The organism is Streptomyces fradiae ATCC 10745 = DSM 40063, assembly GCF_008704425.1.
GTDB lineage: Bacteria > Actinomycetota > Actinomycetes > Streptomycetales > Streptomycetaceae > Streptomyces > Streptomyces fradiae.
The window spans coordinates 5,380,124-5,399,177 of the sequence record NZ_CP023696.1 but is presented as its reverse complement, the minus strand read 5'-3'; the positions used below and the strand labels follow the sequence as shown (position 1 = coordinate 5,399,177).

Below are 19,054 nucleotides of genomic sequence, written 5' to 3'. Positions count from 1 at the left end.
GTCATGCGCGGACCACCCCGCGTCCGCCGTCGCGGTCGAGCAGGGGGCGCAGCAGGGCGCTGAGGGCGGAGCCGGCGGTCCCGTCGTGGTCGGGCGCGGAGGTGTGCGCCGCGGGTGCGGGCGCGGGCGGGGCCGCGGGCGCCGGAGGACCGGCGGGTACGGCCGGATCGGCGGGTACGGCGAGGGCGGCGAGTTCGGCCGCGATGTCGTCGGCCGTACGGGCCCGCATGAGGAGGGACGGGTCGACGGTGAGGCCGCCGCCCCGTTCGAGGGCGGTGGTCAGTTCGGCGATCATCAGGGAGTCCAGGCCGAGCCCCTGGAGGGGCCGGTCACCGGGGTCCTCCCCCAGCACGTGGAGGAAGGCGTCCCGGACGCGGGCGCGCATGGCGGTGGTGTCCCGCCGGGCTCCCGCCGCCTCCGTCCCGGCCCCAATGGAGGCCGCGGCCGGGGCGGTGGCCGGGGCGGCGGCGGGCGCGGCCGGTACCGCGGCCGGGATGACCGGGGCGGCGATGGCCGCGGGCCGCTCCCCCGCCGTGGCGGGCGCGGTGCCGGGGAAGACGACGGCGCCGCCCGACCGCAGGTGGTCGATGAACGCGTCGAGCGCTTCCTCGGCGCCGACCGAGTACGCGGCGGAGAAGGTGTCGTCGGCCTTCATCCCGATGCCCGTCCAGTTCGGCCAGGCGTGCGCGGTGACCGCGGTGACCTCGTCGTCCTCCCGCTCGGCGAGCGCCAGCTGGAAGGCGTTGGCGAGGCTGTAGTCGACCAGTCCGCGGCCCGCCAGGGCCTGGGTGCCGGCGATGGAGGAGACGAGGACGGCGAAGTCGGCGCGCCGCTCCTTGGCCAGGCGGACGACGTGCAGCGAGCCGGCCACCTTGGGCGCGAGCACCTTCTCGGCGTCGCTCCAGGGGCGGCGGTGCATCGCCCCGAAGGGGTTGACCCCGCCGGAGGCGTGCACCACGCCGACGAGCCGGCCCCAGCGCCGGCCGAGCCGGTCCGCGACGGCGGCGAGGGCCGCCGGGTCGGAGACGTCGCACGGCAGGTACTCGACCTCGGCGCCGCCGTCCGCCAGCTCCCGCAGCGCCTGCGCGCGGGTGGCGTCGAGGGCCGACCGGCCGACGACGGCGACGCGCCGGGCGCCTCGCGCGACGAGACGCTCGGTCAGCCGCAGCCCGACGGCTCCGAGCCCCCCGGTGACCAGGCAGTAGCCCTCGTCCGGGAGGGAGTAGGGGCGGCCGGGCCGGGCGGGCGCGGTCTCCGGGACGTAGCGGACGCCCTGCCGGTAGGCGGCGACGGTGGTCCCCGCGTCGGCCGGGTCGGCACCGGAGGGGCCTTCCGGGGCGCCGGACGCCAGTGCGGCGAGCTCGGCGGCCAGGTGGGCGGCCTGGGCGGCGGCCGGGTCGGCGGGGTCCAGGTGGACGACGGCGGTGGGCCGGCGGCCCTCGGCGCCCGCGGCCCGCACGGCCATGGCGGTCGCGGCCCGGACCGGGTCCGGACCGGCGCCGCCGCCGTGCGCGGCGGGCGTGTCCTGCGCGGCGTGACCGGTCCGGGCGGCGGAGTGGAGGTCCACCCCGCCGAACGAGGCCCAGAGCACACCGGCACGCTGCGGCAGCGTCCTCATCAGGTCGCCCAGCTCCGCCCAGAACGCGCCGATCTCGGCGGGGTCCGCGTGGCGGGTGTCTCGGGCGCCGACCACGAGCGCGGCGTCGGCGGGCGCACCGGGCGCGACGACGGTCACGCCCCGGTCCCGCAGCAGCCCGGTCAGGGCCTGCCCGAGGGCGGGGTCGGCGGCGGCCAGGCTCACCGTCGCCGGTCCGGCGGAGGCCGCCGGGGTCAGGGCGCGGGCGTGCCACCGGACCCGTACGGCCGGTGTGCCCGGCCGCCCGTCGCGCGCCGGGGTCCCGGCGTGGTCGGGGCGGTCGGCCTCCTCGGGGCCGCGCCAGAACGGGGTCCCGGCGAACGGGTAGGTGGGCAGGTCCGTGACGCGGGCTCCCGCGGGGGACAGCCCGGCCCAGTCGACGTGCGCGTACCCGGCCCTGGCCAGCTCCGCCGCCCCGGCCGGGCGGCCGGGGGCGGCGGTGGTCCCGCTGAGGGCCGCCGCCGCGTCGGCGGTGAGGTCGATGTCGACGCGGGCGACGGGCAGGGACCCGTCCGCGACGGAGCGGAGCGCCGCCGCGAGGTCCGCCGCCGAGCGTCCGTGCACGGCGGTCTGGAACTCGAGTGCGGACCGGCCGGTGTTGGCGGTGTGGCACAGGTCGGCGGTCTCGGCGGCGTCGCGCGCCGTCTCGAAGCGGGCGGCGTACGCGGCGGCCAGTGTCCGTACGGCCGTCTCGTCCGCGCCGGTGACGCGCACCGCGAACGACTCCGGGGCGGGTACGTCCCGGACCGGGGCGGTGGGTGCTTCCTCCAGGATGACGTGGGCGTTGACCCCGCCCATCCCGAACGCGCTCACCGCGCCACGACGCGGACCGCCCTGCGGACGCGGCCACTCCATGACCCGGTCCGCCAGGAAGAACGGCGTGTCCTCGAAACGGATGTGGTCGTTGGGCCGCACCACGTGCAGCGACGGCGGAACCATGCCCCGCTCCATCGACAGCAGCACCTTCACCAGACCCGCCAGACCGGCCGCCGGCTCCAGATGACCCACGTTCCCCTTCAGCGAACCGATCGCACAGAACTGCGAACGATCCGTCAGCGCACGCCACGCACGCGTCAGCCCCTCGACCTCGATCGGATCGCCCAGACTCGTCCCCGTGCCATGCGCCTCCACCAGACCGATCGACTCCACCGGCACCCCCGCGTCCGCGAGCGCGGCGGAGATCACCGACTGCTGCGCCGCACTGCTCGGCACCGTCAACCCACTCGTCCGGCCACCGTGGTTCACCGCCGTGCCCTTGATGACACCGCGCACCCGGTCACCGTCACGCAGAGCCGCCCGCAGCGGCTTCAGCACCACCGTCACCACACCCTCACCCGGCACGAACCCGTCCGCACCCGAGTCGAACGGCCGCGAGCGGCCGGAGGGCGACAGGGCGCGCAGGTTCCGCATGGCGACGTAGTGCAGCGGGGACATGGCGACCCGGACACCGGCGACGAGGGCCTGCTCGCACTCCCCCGCGCGGATGCTGCGCACCGCCGTGTGCAGCGCCACCAGCGACGACGAGCACAGCGTGTCGATCGTCATGCTCGGCCCGTGCAGATCCAGGAAGAAGCTCACCCGGTTCGCCAGGAAGGCGTTGTGGTTGCCCAGGCCCGCCGGGGCGTCCAGCTCCGGGGAGAGGTTGTAGTCCTTGTAGTGCTGGTAGCTGGCCCCGACGAACACGCCGGTGGCGGGGATCAGTCCGCGCGGCGGCAGGCCGGCCGACTCCAGCGCCTCCCAGGTGGTGCGGAGCAGCCAGCGGGCCTGCGGGTCGAGCGCCTCGGCCTGCTTGGGGAAGAAGTCGAAGAACCGGGCGTCGAACTCCTCGACGCCGTCGAGGAACCCGCCCATGTCCGGCTCCCGCCCGTCGGCGTACCGGCCCCAGCGGCGTGCCGGAGCGGGGCCGACCCGGTCGCCGGACCCGGCCAGCACGTCCCACAGGCCCTGCGGGTCCGTGGCGCCGGGCAGTGCCACGGCCATCCCGATCACGGCCACGTCGTCGGCGGAGGCGGCCTCGCCGGGGTCCGCGCCGTAGAGCGCGGCCGGGTCGGCGGCCTGGACGGCGGCGGGGGTGGCCTGGGCGGCGGTCCGACCGATGGGGGCCTGGGCGGACGCCTCGTGAACGGCCTGGCCGGTGACCGGCCCGGCGGCCTCGCCGGTGGCACGCGGCGCGGCTCCGGCGGCGGGCGCCGCCTCGGCCCCGGGCCGGCCGAAGGCGTCCTCCGGGGCCAGTTCGGCGACGTGGGCGGCGAGGGTGCGGCAGTCGGCGGCGTCCAGGACGTCCGTCGGGCTGAGCGGCACCCCGTACCGCTCGTCCAGGTCGGCGGCGACGGCCGTCGCGAGCATGGAGTCGATGCCGACGGCGGACAGCGAGGTGGTCGCGGTGATCCGGGGGTCGTGCAGGGCCGCCCGCACCACCTCGACGACGGCCGCCTCGGCCGCCGCGAGCCGCGCCGAGCGGGGCGCGGGCGCGTCCGCGCCCCCGCCCGCGTCGGCGGGGGTGCCGGTGCCGGTGGCGCCGGCGGCGCTGCCGGTTGCCGTGGAGGTCGTGCTCGCGCCCGTGGCGTTGCCGGTCACCGTCCGGTACTCGACGCCGTCGAGGCGGACCAGGACCCGGCCGTCGGCCGCCAGCAGGCTGGCGTCACCGCGCCGTACGCCGTCGGCGCCCGGCTCGGCACCGTCCAGCAGCACGAACGCGGTGTGCGCGGGGTCGCCCCAGCGCGCCGCCCGGTCGATGGAGACCGGCAGGAAGGTGCCGGTCGGTGCCTCGGGGTCGGCGAGCGTGAGCACCGCCATGGCCTGGAGGGCGGCGTCGAGCGCCGCCACCTCGGCCTCCAGAGGGCCGGCGGCCTGGATGTCGACGCGGGCCAGGACCCGGCGGGGGCCGTAGTGGACCTCGGCGATCGACCGCAGCGGGGCCGTCAGCTCCATGCCCTTGGCGGCGAACCAGGCGTAGAGGCCCGCGGGCGCCAGGTCGCGGCCCAGTTCCGCGCGCAGGGCGTCCAGGTCCGCCGGGGCGGGCGCGGGCCCGGCCTGGGCGGCGCCGGTGGTGAGCCGGGCGATGGTGCGGCCGGCGTGCCGGAAGGCGGCCGGGCCGGTGCGGCCCGGCTCGTCCAGGTCGCTGGTCAGCGCGTGCGGGCCGCTCCCCCGGCCGGTGAAGGCGACGGCGCGCACCTCGCCGGCCGCCCGCAGTCCGAGGGCGAGGGGCACGGCGCCGGGCACGGTGTCCTCGCCGAGCACGCGGTGTGCGCGCGAGAGCCTGCGCACGGCCTCGGCCACGTCCTCGCCCCGGGCCGCGGCCTCGCCCCGGGCCGCGGCCGACGTGCCCGAGGGCGCGGCGGCGGCGGTGAGGGCGGCCGCGCCGAACGGGTACGGCGGCAGCGGCCGGCGGCGTACCGCCGGGTCCGGGTACACGGACGTCCAGTCGACGGCCTTGCCCCCGGCGTGGCGCAGGGCGTGGACGCCGAGCCCGGCCGTCGCGCTCTCCACCACGGCGGAGCCGCGCACGACGGTGCCGGGGGCCCGGTCGGCGAGCCGCAGGGCGTGGTCCAGTCCGGCGCCGATCTCCTCGGCGGTGCCGCCGAGCACGGCGATCCGGTACGCCCGGTGGTCGCGTCCGACGGCGCTGGAACGGCACAGTTCCCGCAGGCCGGAGGCGGTCTCCCCGCGTAGCAGGGCCCGCGTGTCCGCGATGCGCCGCAGCAGGGCCTCCGGGGTGTGGCCGGAGAGGACGAGCAGGTGCTCGTCCGGGGCGCCGTCCGCGTGGGCGGCCTCGGCGGCCGGTCCGCCGCCGGTCCCGCCGGAGCGGTCGCCTCCGACGTACTCCTCGACGACGACGTGGGCGTTGGTGCCGCCCATGCCGAAGGAGCTGACGCCGAAGCGCCGCGGCCCTGCCGAGGTCCACGGGCGGGGCTCGGTCGGGATCTCGAACGGCCCGGTGGACAGGTCGAGGTGGCTGCTGGGCTTGTCGAACCCGGCGACCGGGGGGATCTCCCCGTGCCGCAGGCACAGCAGGGCCTTGACGAGTCCGGCGAGCCCGGCGGCGGGCTCCAGGTGCCCGATGTTGCCCTTGACGGCGCCGAGGTGGCACGGACCCTCGCGGTCGGGGTCGCCGCCGAACACCTCGGTGAGGGCGGCGATCTCGATGGGGTCGCCGAGCCGGGTCGCGGTGCCGTGGGTCTCGATGAGGGAGATGTCGGCCGGGGCGAGCCCGGCGTCGTCCAGCGCCGCGCGGACGACGGCGGCCTGGGCCTCGCTGCGGGGCACGGGCAGGGCGCTGCCGCGCCCGCCGTGGTTGACGGCCGTGCCCCGGACGACGCCCCAGATCAGGTCGCCGTCGCGCTCCGCGTCCGCGAGCGGCTTCAGCAGGACGGCGAGGGCTCCCTCGCCGGGCAGGAAGCCGTCCGCGTGCTCGTCGAAGGGCTTCGGCAGGCCCTCCGACAGGGCGCCGAGCTGGCTGAGGCTGCGGTAGTACCACGGCGTCAGGCCGACCTGGCAGGCCGCCACGATCGCGGCGCCGCAGTGGCCGGCGCGGAGCGCGGCGACCGCCTGCTGGAGCGCGACGAGCGAGGACGAGCAGAGCGTGTCGACGGTCTGCGAGGGGCCGGTGAGGTCGAGGGCGTAGGAGATCCGGTTGGCGAGCACCGCGTTCATGGAGCCGAGCGCGGTGTGCGGGCCCACGGTCTCCAGTCCCCGCGTGTCGCGGTGGTGGGTGTAGGTCGCGCCGACGAAGACGCCGATGTCGCGGCGGCCGGCGAGGCCGGCGTCGTCCCGCACCGCCCAGGCGTGCTCCAGCAGCAGCTTCTGCTGGACGTCCATCTCCTCGGCCTCGCGCACGGAGATGCCGAAGAAGGCCGGGTCGAACCGGTCGGCGCCGGAGAGGAAGGCGCCCTTGCGGCAGTACGTGCCCGTCATGCGGGGCCCGCGCTGCTCGTAGTGGGCGTCGACGTCCCAGCGTTCGGCGGGTACGTCGGTGAAGGCGTGGCCGCCCGCGCGCAGCAGCGGCCACAGCTCCGCCACGCCGCCGGGGGCGCCGGGAAGGTCGCCGGACACGGCGACGACGGCGACGTCCAGGTCGCGTCCGCCGGGCGCCGGGCGCCGGGGGCGGCGCGGGGCGGCGGGGGCGGGGACGGCCTCGGGAGCGGTCGCGGGACCGGCTTCGGACCGGGCCGCGCCCCCGGAGAGGGCGGACTCGGCGGACCGGGCGGACCCGGTGTCCTCGGCGGGCCGGGTCGCCTCGGCGGCGGTCTCGGCCGCCGCCCCGGGGGTCTCGCCCCCGGCCGGCTCCGGCAGGGCCGCCGCCGCGCCGTAGCGCTCGGTCAGCGCCTCCGCCAGTTCGTCGAAGGCGCCGTACTCCAGGAAGAGCGTGGCCGGGAGGCTGACGCCCCATCGGCGGGACAGCTCCTCGGACAGCTCGACGCTCATGATCGAGCTCATGCCGTACTCCGACAGGGGCGCCTCGCGGTCGAGGGACGCGACCCCCAGCCGTTCCACGAGGAACGCCGCCAGCGCGTCGGCGACGCGCTCCACGGCGTCCCCGGCGGCCGCACCGGTGCCGTCGGCACCCCCCGCCTGCCCGGAGACGGCGGCGCCGCCCCCCGCGGGTGCGGCGGCGGAGGCCGGGGCGGAACCGGCACGGACCTCCGGGTCGTCCGGCTCGACGATCTCGGTGCCGGCGTCCGGGTGGGCGATGACGAGCTGCCGGGCGGGCCGCTCCGTCCCCAGGACGGCCATGAGGGCGTCCAGGCCCTCGGCGGTGGTCAGCGGCCGGACGCCGCGCGCCCGGAGCTGGTCCGCGACGGCGGTGCCCATGCCGACCTCGCCCCACAGGCCCCAGTCGACGCTGAGCCACGGCGCGCCGTGCGCGTGGGCGTAGCCGTCGAGGTAGGTGTTGGCGGCGGCGTAGCCGCCCTGCCCGAGGTTGCCGAAGGTGCCGGAGACGGAGGCGAACAGCACCGCGAAGTCCAGGTCCAGCCCGGCGACGGCGGCGGCCAGCTCGCGTACCCCGTCGGCCTTGGGCCGCATCACGGCCGCGACGTCCTCGGCGGTGGCGCTGCGGATCAGCCCGTCCTTGAGGGTGCCCGCGGCGTGGATGACGCCGTGCACCTCGCCGTGCTCCCGGCGCATCCGCTCCACCAGGGCCGTCAGGGCGCCGGGGGCGGTGATGTCGGCGCTGTAGGAGACGGCCAGGCAGCCGTGGGCGGCGAGGGCGGCGGCCCGCTCGTCGGAGCCGGGGTTCCCGCCGGAGCGGGAGACCAGCGCGACGACGCCGGCGCCCTCGCGGGCGAACCGCTCGGCCACCTCCAGGCCCAGGCCGCCGTGGCCGCCCAGGACGAGGTAGCGTCCGCCGGGCCGGACGGGGCCCTGCCCGGCGGGGCGCGGCGGGGTGTACGCCGAGCGGTCGCGCACCCGTACGGGCACGTGCCGGACGCCGTCGCGGTAGCCGGTCTCGACGGGCCCGCGGGCGTCGCCGAGTTCCGCCACGAGGGCGGGCAGCAGGGTGCCGGGGGCGCCGCCGAGGTCGACGACGCGCGGACGCAGGCCCGGGTACTCGATGGCGGCGGTGCGCATCAGGCCCCACAGGGCGGCGCGGGCGGGGACCGGCCGGTCGCCGTCGGCGACGGGCTGGCCGTCGCGGGTCACGACGAGGAAGCGGGACTTGCGCTGCCGCTCGCCGAGGGTCCGCAGGGCGGCGAGGCAGGCGTACAGGCCGAGGCCCAGCTCCTCCTCCTCGCCCCGGCCGCCGTCGGCCGGGCCGTCGGCGTTCCACAGGTGGACCACGCCCGCGACGGGGTCGCCGACCTGCTCCCACAGCGCCCGGAAGGCGTCCGGGTCGAGCCGCTCCAGCGTCAGCCGGTCGGGGCCGGAGGCGCCGTCCGGCGGCGCGGCCGGGCCCGCGGCGACCTCCACGACGCGGGCGCCGTCGGCGCGCAGCGCCTCGGCGGCGCCGGTGCCGAGCCGGTCGGCCGGGCCGTGGTGGAGGACCACCCAGGTGCCGGTCGCCGCCTCGCGGCGGGCGGCGTCGCCCTCCTCGGGGCGCCAGTCGATGCGGGAGACGGGCAGCGGCTCCCGCCGGACGGCGGCCGGGTCGGGGGTCCGCGCCGCGCCGGCCTCCGTGGCGGAGGCCGGCGAGGCGGCGGCCGTCGAGGCCGCCGCGCCGGGTGTGCGCGTCACGGTGGTCGTACGCCGCATCCGCACGCCCTGGAACTGGGCGAGGACGTCACCGGCGGGGCCCAGCAGCAGCGCGTCGGCGGTGGCGTAGGCACCGTCGTCGCTCGTGCGGCGGACGTGGACGGTGACCTCTCCCGTCAGCGCCGACAGGTCGGTGAAGAGGGCGAGCCGCTCCACACCGATCGGCAGCATGGGATACGGGCCGTCCTCGCCCGTCAGGTCCTGCAGGGCGCAGCTGACGACCTGGAAGACGCCGTCCACCAGCAGCGGGTGGGCGTACCAGGGCATCGGTTCGGCGTCGGACCGCAGGGTGGCGCGGGCCGTTCCGCCGTCTCCGACGGACAGCGCGCGGACGGTGCGGAAGTCGGGACCGTACTGGAGTCCCTCGCGCTCCCAGCCGGTGTAGAGGCGGTCCGGGGCGATGTCCCGGGCGGCGGGCCCGTGGTCCGCGTCGGCGCGCGGGGGCCGCGCGTCCGCCGGGAGGAACCGTCCGGCGCCGGTCGACAGCTGCTTGCGGCTGCCGGCCGCGACGGTGGTCAGCTCGAAGCGGGTCCGGTCGGTGCCGGGGGTCACGTCGAGGCGGACCGGCGCGCTGGCGCGGTCGGCGATCATCAGGGGGCGGAGGAACGACACGCCGGTCAGCTCCAGGGGAGCGAACGGCCGGCGCCTCGCCACGCCGACGAGCGCCATCTCCAGCTGCACGGCGGCGGGCAGCAGCCCGGTCCCCGCGGAGCGGTGCTGGGCGATGAAGGGCTCCTGGCCCGTGAAGGTCTTCTCGTACGTCTCGGCGGGATGCGTCACTGTCCCTCGCTCCGGTGCTCGTAGTGACGGTCGAAGAGCGGGTGGCCCAGGGTGCTCGCCGCGCGTTCGCGGCGGGCCGGGGGCGCCACCAGGTCCTGCCGGTTGAAGGGGTAGGTGGGCAGGGTCGTCGTCCGATGGCCCTTGCCGGCATGCACACCGGCCCAGTCCACGACTCCCGACCCGGAGTTCGCGTAAGCGGCCAGAGCGGCATGCACCTCGGCCTGGTCGACACGGTCACGCCGCAACGTGGTCAACCACACCGGCTCACCCCCCTGCCACGACGCCCGCGCCAACGACGTCAACTGCGGCTGGGAACCGATCTCCCACACCACACCCGCACCCACCGAACCCACCAACGCGACAGCCTCCGCAAACCGCACCGGCTCACGAATCCCCCGCGCCCAATGCCCCGGATCCACCGCCGACCCCGCCGTGTGCCACCCACCCGTCACCGACGAAGCGAACGCCACCGAAGGAGCCGACAACACCGCCCCCGACACCGCCTCGGCGAACGGTGCAACCGCACCCTCCATCAAAGCCGAATGGAAAGCGTGGCTCACCACCAACGCCTGCGACCGCAGACCCGACTCCTCACGGAACCGCGCCACCACGTCCGCAGGACCCGAAACCGTCACCACCCTGGGCGAGTTGAACGCCGCCACCTCGACACCGGGAAACGCCCGCAGCGCCTCCAGGACCGCCTCCGCGTCCCCGTGCACCGCCGCCATCGCACCCTCACCCGGCTGCGACTCCATCAACCGACCCCGCACCACCGCCAGACGCAGCAGATCCCCCAGACCCACCACACCCGCAGCCCACGCAGCCGTCAACTCACCCAGACTGTGACCCACCACCACATCCGCACGCACCCCCACCGACTCCAACCACCGCACCAACCCCACCTGCACCGCCACAATCCCCACCTGAGCGAACCGGGTCGAGTCGAGCAGGTGAGCCGACGAGCCGAACAGCAGCTCCGTCAGCGGTACGTCGAGGTGGCCGGCGAGCAGCGACGCGCACTCGTCGAGCGCGTCCTGGAACACGGGCTCGGTGGCGTACAGGCCCCGGCCCATGCCCGCGTACTGCGAGCCCTGGCCGGTGAACATGAAGGCCACGGGCGCCGCGTTCCCGCCGCGCTTGCGGGCGACGGCGGAGGTGCCGGAGGCGACGTCCCGCAGCGCGACCGCGAGCTCCCCCGCGTCACCCCCCGAGACGACCGCACCGAAGCGGTGACCGGCCCGGCCGGTGTTGGCCGTGTAGGCGAAGTCGCCCAGCTGGTCGGCGTCCACCTCGGCCAGCCGGTCGGCGTAGGCGCCGGCCAGCGCCCGGACGGAGGTCTCGTCGGCCGCGTCCACGCGGACGAGGTAGGACTCCTGTGCCACGACCTCCCGGGCGGGGGCCGCGGGCGCCTCCTCCAGGATGACGTGGGCGTTGACCCCGCCCATCCCGAACGCGCTCACCGCGCCACGACGCGGACCGCCCTGCGGACGCGGCCACTCCATGACCCGGTCCGCCAGGAAGAACGGCGTGTCCTCGAAACGGATGTGGTCGTTGGGCCGCACCACATGCAGCGACGGCGGAACCATGCCCCGCTCCATCGACAACAGCACCTTCACCAGACCCGCCAGACCGGCCGCCGGCTCCAGATGACCCACGTTCCCCTTCAGCGAACCGATCGCACAGAACTGCGAACGATCCGTCAGCGCACGCCACGCACGCGTCAGCCCCTCGACCTCGATCGGATCGCCCAGACTCGTCCCCGTGCCATGCGCCTCCACCAGACCGATCGACTCCACCGGCACCCCCGCGTCCGCGAGCGCGGCGGAGATCACCGACTGCTGCGCCGCACTGCTCGGCACCGTCAACCCACTCGTCCGGCCACCGTGGTTCACCGCCGTGCCCTTGATGACACCGCGCACCCGGTCACCGTCACGCAGAGCCGCCCGCAGCGGCTTCAGCACCACCGTCACCACACCCTCACCCGGCACGAACCCGTCCGCACCCGAGTCGAACGGCCGCAGGGCGTTGGACGGGGAGAACGAGCGCAGGCGGGAGCCGAGCTGGAAGTACTGGGGGGACATGCCCAGGTGCACGCCGGCGACGACGGCCTGCTCGCACTCCCCGGCGCGCATGCTGCGCACCGCCGTGTGCAGCGCCACCAGCGACGACGAGCACAGCGTGTCGATCGTCATGCTCGGCCCGTGCAGATCCAGGAAGAAACTCACCCGGTTCGCCAGGATCGCGTTGTGGTTGCCCAGGCCGGCGGGCGTCTGGACGACGTCCCCGACGACGGTGTCGCGGTAGTGCTGGTAGCTGGCGCCGACGAAGACGCCGGTGGCCGGCTGGGCCTTGCCCGCCAGGCCCGCGTCCTCCAGGGCCCGCCAGGCGGACTGGACGAGGTGGCGCTGCTGCGGGTCGATCCACTCGGCCTCGGCGGGCGAGAGCCGGAAGAAGCCGGGGTCGAAGTCGGTCAGGCCCTCGACGAAGCCCGCCCGCCGCAGGTAGACGGTGCCGGGGGCGCCGTCCGTCCCGTAGTAGGCGTCGATGTCCCAGCGGGAGGCCGGGACCTCGGTCAGGCAGTCCTCGCCCTCCACCAGGACCCGCCACAGCTCGTCGGTGCTCCCGGCGTTGGGGAACACCCCGTCGACGCCGATGACGGCGATGTCGTGCGTGTCGGCGTCCGCCGCCTCGGGGGCGGCGGGGACGGCCGCGAGCGCGGCGGGGGCCGGGGCCGGGCCGGGGGCCGGGGCCGGAGCCCCGGTGGGCACGGCGGCCAGGGCCGGGGCGGGCGCGGCGGCCGGCGCCGGGTCCGGGGCCGGTACGTGCGCCGGCCCGCCGCCCGGCTCGCCCGCGTCGGCGCCGGCCGGGAGGCCGGTCGCGTCGGCGGGCGGGGCGGTGACGCCGTACTCGTCCCGCAGCTCCTCCGCGAGGCGGTCGACCGTGCCGACCTCCAGGACGAGGGTCACCGGGATGTCGACGCCGAGGCGGGCCCGGATGTCCTGGGCCAGCGAGACGGCGAGCATGGAGTCGAGGCCCTGCTCCTGGAGCGGGCGGTCGGTCTCCAGTTCGGCGGCGTCCAGCTCCAGGGCGGCGGCCACCCACTCGGCCAGCGCCGCCTCCAGCGCGCGGCCCGGCCGGCCGCCGGGCAGGTGCCCGTTGGCGGCGGGCACGGGGGCCGGAGCCGGGGCCGGGGCCCGCACCGGCGCCGGGGCCGGGCGGTGGCCGTGGCCGGTGTCACCGGCCGCGCCCGGCCCGGACGGGGCCGCGGAGAGCCGCTTCCAGGTGATGCCCCGCGCCTCCAGCACGGGCTCGTCGCCGTCGAGGACGACCAGGCTGGCGGTCAGCAGACCCGAGTCCGGCCCGGAGTCCCGGTCGCGCCGGGCGTACACGCGGGCGGTGGCGGGCAGCCGGCCGAGGACGGTGAGCCGCTCGACGGTGAAGGGGACGTACAGCCCCTGCGCGCCGCACGCGGCGAGCGCGACCTGGAAGGCGCCGTCCAGGAGCCGGGCGTCCACGGTCCCGGCGGCGTCGCCGCGCAGGACGCCCACGGCCTCCCCGGAGGCGGGGGCGACCGACAGGGACGCCACCGTGCGGAAGCCGCTGCCGTAGTCCAGCCCGGAGCGGGCGAACGCGGCGTACATCGCGTCGAGCCCGACCTCGGTGAAGCCGTGCGCGGCGGGCGGGGCGGCGAGCGCGGGCCGCTCGGGCGCGGTCAGGGTGGCGGTGCACACCAGGGCGCCGGAGCCGTCGCGGAAGGCGAGGGCGTCGCCGTCCCGCGCGGCCGTGAGCGTGGCGGGGGCCTCGACGGCCGCCCGGAAGGTGAGGTCGCGCAGCCCGAAGCGGTCCTGGCCGAGGAAGTCGGCGACCTTGGCCGGGTAGCCGGCCCCCGGCAGGGTGGGCCGGCCGAGCACGAGGTGCTCCGCGGCCTCCGGGTGGTCCGTCCATGTGCTGCGCGTACGGGCGGGAGCGGGCGCTGGCTGCTGCGCGGGCTCGAGCCACAGGTACTTCTCGGCGTGCGGCGCGGTCGGGAAGCGCACCCCCGACCGGCGGCGCGGCCCGGCGGCGAGGTCGGCGCCCGCGACGAACGCCTGCGCCGCGGCGGCGAGTTCGGCGCGGTCCGCGGGCGCGGAGGTGGGCAGCCCGTACGGGCGTGCCGCCGTGGACGCGACCCCCACGTGGAGGGAGCGGACGTCCTCGACGCCGGCCAGGAACAGCTGGAGCTTGTCCTGGAGCTGCTCGGCGCTGTCCGCGACGCACGCCAGCCGGTGCACCCCGGCCGGACGCAGCCGGCTCGCCTCGGCCAGGGCCTCCAGGGAGGGGCAGTAGGCGGAGCGCAGCATGAGCACGAGCCGGCGGGCGAGGGTGCGCAGCGCGTCGTCGGAGCCGGCCGAGAGGACCAGGAGCTGCGGACCGGAGTCCGTGCCGCCCTGCTCCGTGCCCGGTGCGGCCTCGACCACGACGTGGGCGTTCGCACCGCCGAAGCCGAAGCTGCTGACGCCCGCGACGCGCGGGCCGGGGCCCCACGGGAGGAGCCGGTCGGCCACGAACAGCGGGGAGCCGTCGAAGTCGAACGACCGGTTCGGGGTCTCGTAGTTCAGGGACGGCGGGATGTGGGCCGCCTGGAGCGCCAGCACCGTCTTGATGAGGCCGGCGATGCCCGCGGCGGGCTCCAGGTGGCCGATGTTGGTCTTCACGGAGCCCACCGCGACCGGCGTGCGGCCGGCGGGCTCGCCGAGCACCGCGTGGAGGGCCTCCAGCTCGATGAGGTCGCCGAGCTGGGTGCCGGTGCCGTGCGCCTCGACGTAGCCGATGTCGGCGGCGGCGCGCCCGGAGCGGGCCAGCGCCCGGCGCAGCACGGCTTCCTGGGCCGGCCTGCTGGGCGCGGTGAGGAAGCCGGCGCTGCCGCCGGTGTGGTTGACGGCGGTGCCGCGGATGACGGCGAGGACCGGGTCCCCGTCGCGCTCGGCGTCGGAGAGCCGCTTGAGGATGAGGGCGCCGGCGCCCTCGCCCCGCACGTAGCCGTCGGCGGCGTCGTCGAAGGCCCGGCAGGCGCCCTGCGGGGAGAGCATGCCGTTGCGGGTGAAGGAGCGGGTCTTGGCCGGGGTGAGCACCAGGTTGGCGGCGGCCACCACGGCGGCGTCGACCTCGCCGGCCCGCAGGTGCATGGCGGCCTCGTGCAGGGCGACGAGGGACGACGAGCAGGCCGTGTCGACGGCGAAGCTCGGGCCGGACCAGTCGAAGACGTGGGACAGGCGGTTGGCGACCATGGAGGGGGCCGTGCCGGTGGCCACGTGCGGGTCGGAGTGGCCGATGCTGCGGGCCACGATCTCCGGGAAGTCGCTGGCGATGGCGCCGACGAAGACGCCGGTGGCGGCGCCGAGCGAGGTGTGGTCCCGGCCGCAGCTCTCCATGGCCTCGGCGGTGACGCTGAGCAGGATCCGCTGGAGCGGGTCCATGCGGCGCGCCTCGCGGTCGGTGAGCCCGAAGCGGGCGGCGTCGAAGTACTCGACGCCGTCGACCCAGCCCATGCGCACGTCGTCGGCGCCCGCCTCGGACCACAGGTGGGCCCAGCCGCGCTTGCCCTCGGGGGCGTCGCCGATGCTGGACACGCCGGCGACGAGGTTCTGCCAGAGCTCGTCCGGGGTGCTCGCCCCGGGGAACCGGCACGCCATGCCGATGACGGCGAGGGCGCCGTCGTCGGCCGGCCGCGCGGCCGCGGGGGCCGGGACGGGGGCGGCGGACGGCGTGGCGGGTGCGGTCGACCGGGCGGCCGGGGTGACCGGAGCGGCCGGGGTGACGGGCGTGGCCGGCGCGGACGCGGCGGGCGCGGCGGCGGCGGGCGCCGTCTCGACGGCCGTCTCCGTCTCCTGGTCGCGCAGGGGCACGACGCCCTCGGCGCCCAGGAGGCGGGCCAGCTTCACCGGGGTTCCCGAGGCGAAGATGGCGGGGGCGGTGACGGAGGCGCCCAGCTCGTCGCCGAGGCGCGCGGCGGCGACGGTGACGTTCACCGAGTCGCCGCCCAGGTCGAAGAAGTTGGCGTGGACGTCGAAGCCGGGGTGGTCCAGCGTGGCCGCGAAGACCCGCGCGATGGACCGCGCCAGCGCCTCCTCCGTCATACCGGGCTCGGCGGACTCGACGGTTCCGGCGGACTCGACGGTCTCGGCGGACTCGGTGGCTCCGGCGGACTCGGTGGTGGCTTCGGCCACCGGCGCGGCGGCCGGCTCCGCGACCGTCGCGGGCTCCGGTGCCGCCGCCGTCTCCGGCGCGGACTCGGGGCCCGCCTCGGGCGCGGCACCGGACTCCGGCTCCTCGCCCGAGCGCAGGATGGTGTCGCGCGTGGGCAGCGGGAGCTTGGCGCGGGCCACCTTGCCGTTGTCGGTGAGCGGCAGGACGTCGAGGTCCACATAGGCGTCCGGCACCATGTAGGCGGGCAGGGCGGCGCCGACCAGGGCGTCGAGCCGCGACTTGCCCGGCACGGCGTCGCCCACCAGGTAGGCGGTGAGCCTCGGTTCGCCGCGGCCCTCGAAGCGCGCCGCGACGACGACGGCGGCCGTGACCCCGTCGATCCGCTCCAGCACCCGCTCGATCTCGGCGGGCTCGATGCGGTGGCCCCGCACCTTGACCTGGGCGTCGGTGCGGCCGAGCCACTCGACCGCGCCGTCCGCGTGCAGGCGGACCTCGTCCCCGGTGCGGTAGAGCCGCGTCCCGGTGGCGGGGTGGTCGACGAAGACCTCCCGCGTCAGGTCGGGCCGTCCGGCGTAGCCGCGCGCCAGCCCGGTACCGGAGAGGTACAGCTCGCCGGTGCTCCCGGCCGCGCACGGGTTCAGCTCCTCGTCGAGGACGTGGAGCTCCATGTGCGGGAGGGGCTCGCCGAGCGGGAGGAAGGTGCCGACCGACTCGACCCGGTGGGCCGCGGCCCAGATCGTCGCCTCGGTGGGGCCGTACAGGTTCCACAGGGCGCGCGCGGGCTCGTGCAGCCGCTCGGCGGTGGCGGGCGACAGGGCCTCGCCGCCGGAGAGGACGGTCAGCGAGGCGTGCGGGGTCCAGCCGGTGCCCAGCAGCAGGCGCCACAGGCTCGGCGTGGCCTGGGCCACGGAGACCCGGCTCGCCAGCTCGGCCAGCCGGTACGGGTCGGCCGCGGTCTCGCGGGAGGCGAGGACGACCGTCGCGCCGACGGTGAGCGGCAGGAGCAGTTCCAGCAGGGAGATGTCGAAGGCGACCGTGGTGTGGGCGAGGACGGTGTCGTCCGCCGTGACGCCCAGGCGTCCGCCGATGCCGGTGAGGAAGTCGGCGAGCGCCCCGTGGCCGATCTCGACGCCCTTCGGGTCGCCGGTCGAGCCGCTGGTGAAGAGGGTGTACGCCAGGTCGGCGGCGGTCACGCGCGGGGGTACGGCCTGGGCCGCCCCGTCCGGCTCGGGCACCCGCCGCGCGGGGCCCAGGGACGCGCCCAGGTCGTGGGTGCGGGCGTCGGTGAGGATGAGCTCGCAGTCCGAGACGTCCACGTACCGCCGCAGCCGGTCCACGGGGTAGCCCGGGTCCAGCGGCAGGAAGGACGCGCCGACGCGCAGGATGCCGAGCATGGCGGGGAGCAGCGCGGTGTCGCGCTCCAGCAGGACGCCGACCACCGAGCCCCGCTCGATGCCCTCGTCGTGCAGGCGGGCCGCGACGGCGTCCGCCCAGCCGTCGAGTCCGGCGTAGTCGAGCGTGCGGTTCCCGGCGCGGACGGCGACGGCTCCGGGCCGCTCGGCGGCCGCGGCGGCGAAGAGGTCCAGTACGGTCGGGCCGCCGGTCTCCTCGACGGGCTCCCCGGCGGTCTCCGCGCCGGACTCGGCGGAGGCGGCGGGCTCGGCGGAGGCGGTGGACTCCGTGGGCGGCTCGTCGCCCTGGAGCAGCGCCGCCATGGCCAGGTCCTCGACGCGCTCGACGAAGTCCAGCGCCTCGTCCTCGCCCATGGCGGTCTCCCGCACGAAGATCGTGGGCGGGCCGTCGGTCAGGCACAGCAGGGCGATCTCGGTGTGCGGGTCGGCGGACGCCTCCTCGCCCGGGGCGCGCTCCAGCACCATGACGCGGGTGAAGCTCGGCTCGTCGGCGCCGAGCGGCCGTCCGGCCAGGCCGAGGCGGACCTCGAGGTCGCCGGTGTAGCCGTGGCGGGCGGCGGCCTCGTCGAGCCGCTCCCGCAGGGTGCGGGCGGTCCCGCCGTCGTAGCGGACGGGGAAGCGGGCGGCCGTCAGGCCGTGGGTGCGCTCCGCGAGGACGCGGGCGCCGGACGGCGACCAGGCGAAGTCGAAGACCTCCTCGCCGACGCGCTCGGCGACGGCCGCGAGGAAGGCGCGGAAGACGGCGACGCTCTCCTCGCGCGAGGCGGGGACGTACGCCAGCTCGTAGTGCCCGTAGTGGGCGGTGGCCGCGGAGAAGTCGTCGGCGGCCAGCGGGGCGGGCCGCACGTCCTCCAGGCGGGCGCGCCACCACGGCTCGTGGGGGCGCAGGAGCTTCTGGGCGTCGGCGATGCCGGCCAGCCGCTCCTCCGAGACGGCCGGGAGCGGGGCGCCGGGGGCGATGCCGAGCCGCTGGGCGGCGGCCTGGCCGCTGAGCGTGCTGCCGTCGACGGCCCGCCAGTCGCTGAGGACGAGGTCGGCGTCGGGGGCGGCCAGGGTGATGGCCGTGGTGGTGACGGACAGCACCGTGGTCTCGGTGCGGGTCTCGTCGCGCGGGATCAGCCGGGCCTGGCGGGTGTAGACGGCGCCCTGCTCGGTGACGAGGGCGGCCACGCCGAGCGGGTTGGGGAAGGAGCCGTAGTCGAGGGCCTTGACCAGCCGTACGGCCTCGGCGGCGGTGGTGCCGGCGTGGATGACGCCGCCGCCCGCCATGCGCGCGGACCGGCGGTAGAAGCGGCGCTCGCGGCCGCTGGTGTCGAGGACCTCGGGGAGGGTGCGCCGGGCGACGTGCGGGACGAGGTCGGCGAACAGCTCGATGCCCGTCTCGGCCGCCTCGTAGGTGAGGGAGAGGGCGGTGGCGTGGTCGCGGACCGGGAACCAGCGCTCCAGGAGCACGCCGCCGGCGTCGACGGCCTCGGTCATCAGGTGCCAGGTGGCCGCGTGGCGCGGTGCGCCCTCGTACAGGGCCCAGGCCGGGACGTGGCTGCCGGAGTAGCGGGGCAGCGGGCCGTCGTGGAAGTTGATCGCGGCGATCTTCGGCAGGCCGAGCACGGCTCCGGGCAGGATCCGGAAGTTGACCATGCTGAACAGGTAGTCGAACGGCCGCTCCGACAGGAGCGCCGTCAGGTCCCCGGCCGGGTCGTGCACGGGCACGTCGTGGGCGCCGGCCCAGGCGACGACGGCGGGATCATCGCTGAGGACGCCCTCGATCGTCACACCGGCGTCCAGGAGCCGCGCGCCGCACTGGGTGAGGACGCGGGTGCCGCCGATCAGGTAGCAGTTGGCCTTCATG

At 77.0% G+C, this 19,054-nt stretch carries 2 protein-coding genes; both read right to left on the bottom strand.

The genetic code is table 11. The features are described 5' to 3' along the window. Position 1: 1 nt before the first annotated feature. Complete coding sequence (locus CP974_RS23850) at positions 2–9,607, bottom strand: SDR family NAD(P)-dependent oxidoreductase (RefSeq protein ID WP_150485858.1); 9,606 nt, start codon at positions 9,605–9,607, stop codon at positions 2–4. Next, positions 9,604–19,053: a polyketide synthase gene (locus CP974_RS23845; RefSeq protein WP_224354498.1), complete on the bottom strand. Its 9,450-nt coding sequence runs from the start codon at positions 19,051–19,053 to the stop codon at positions 9,604–9,606. The genes CP974_RS23850 and CP974_RS23845 overlap by 4 nt, the downstream gene beginning before the upstream one ends. Position 19,054 lies beyond the last annotated feature (1 nt).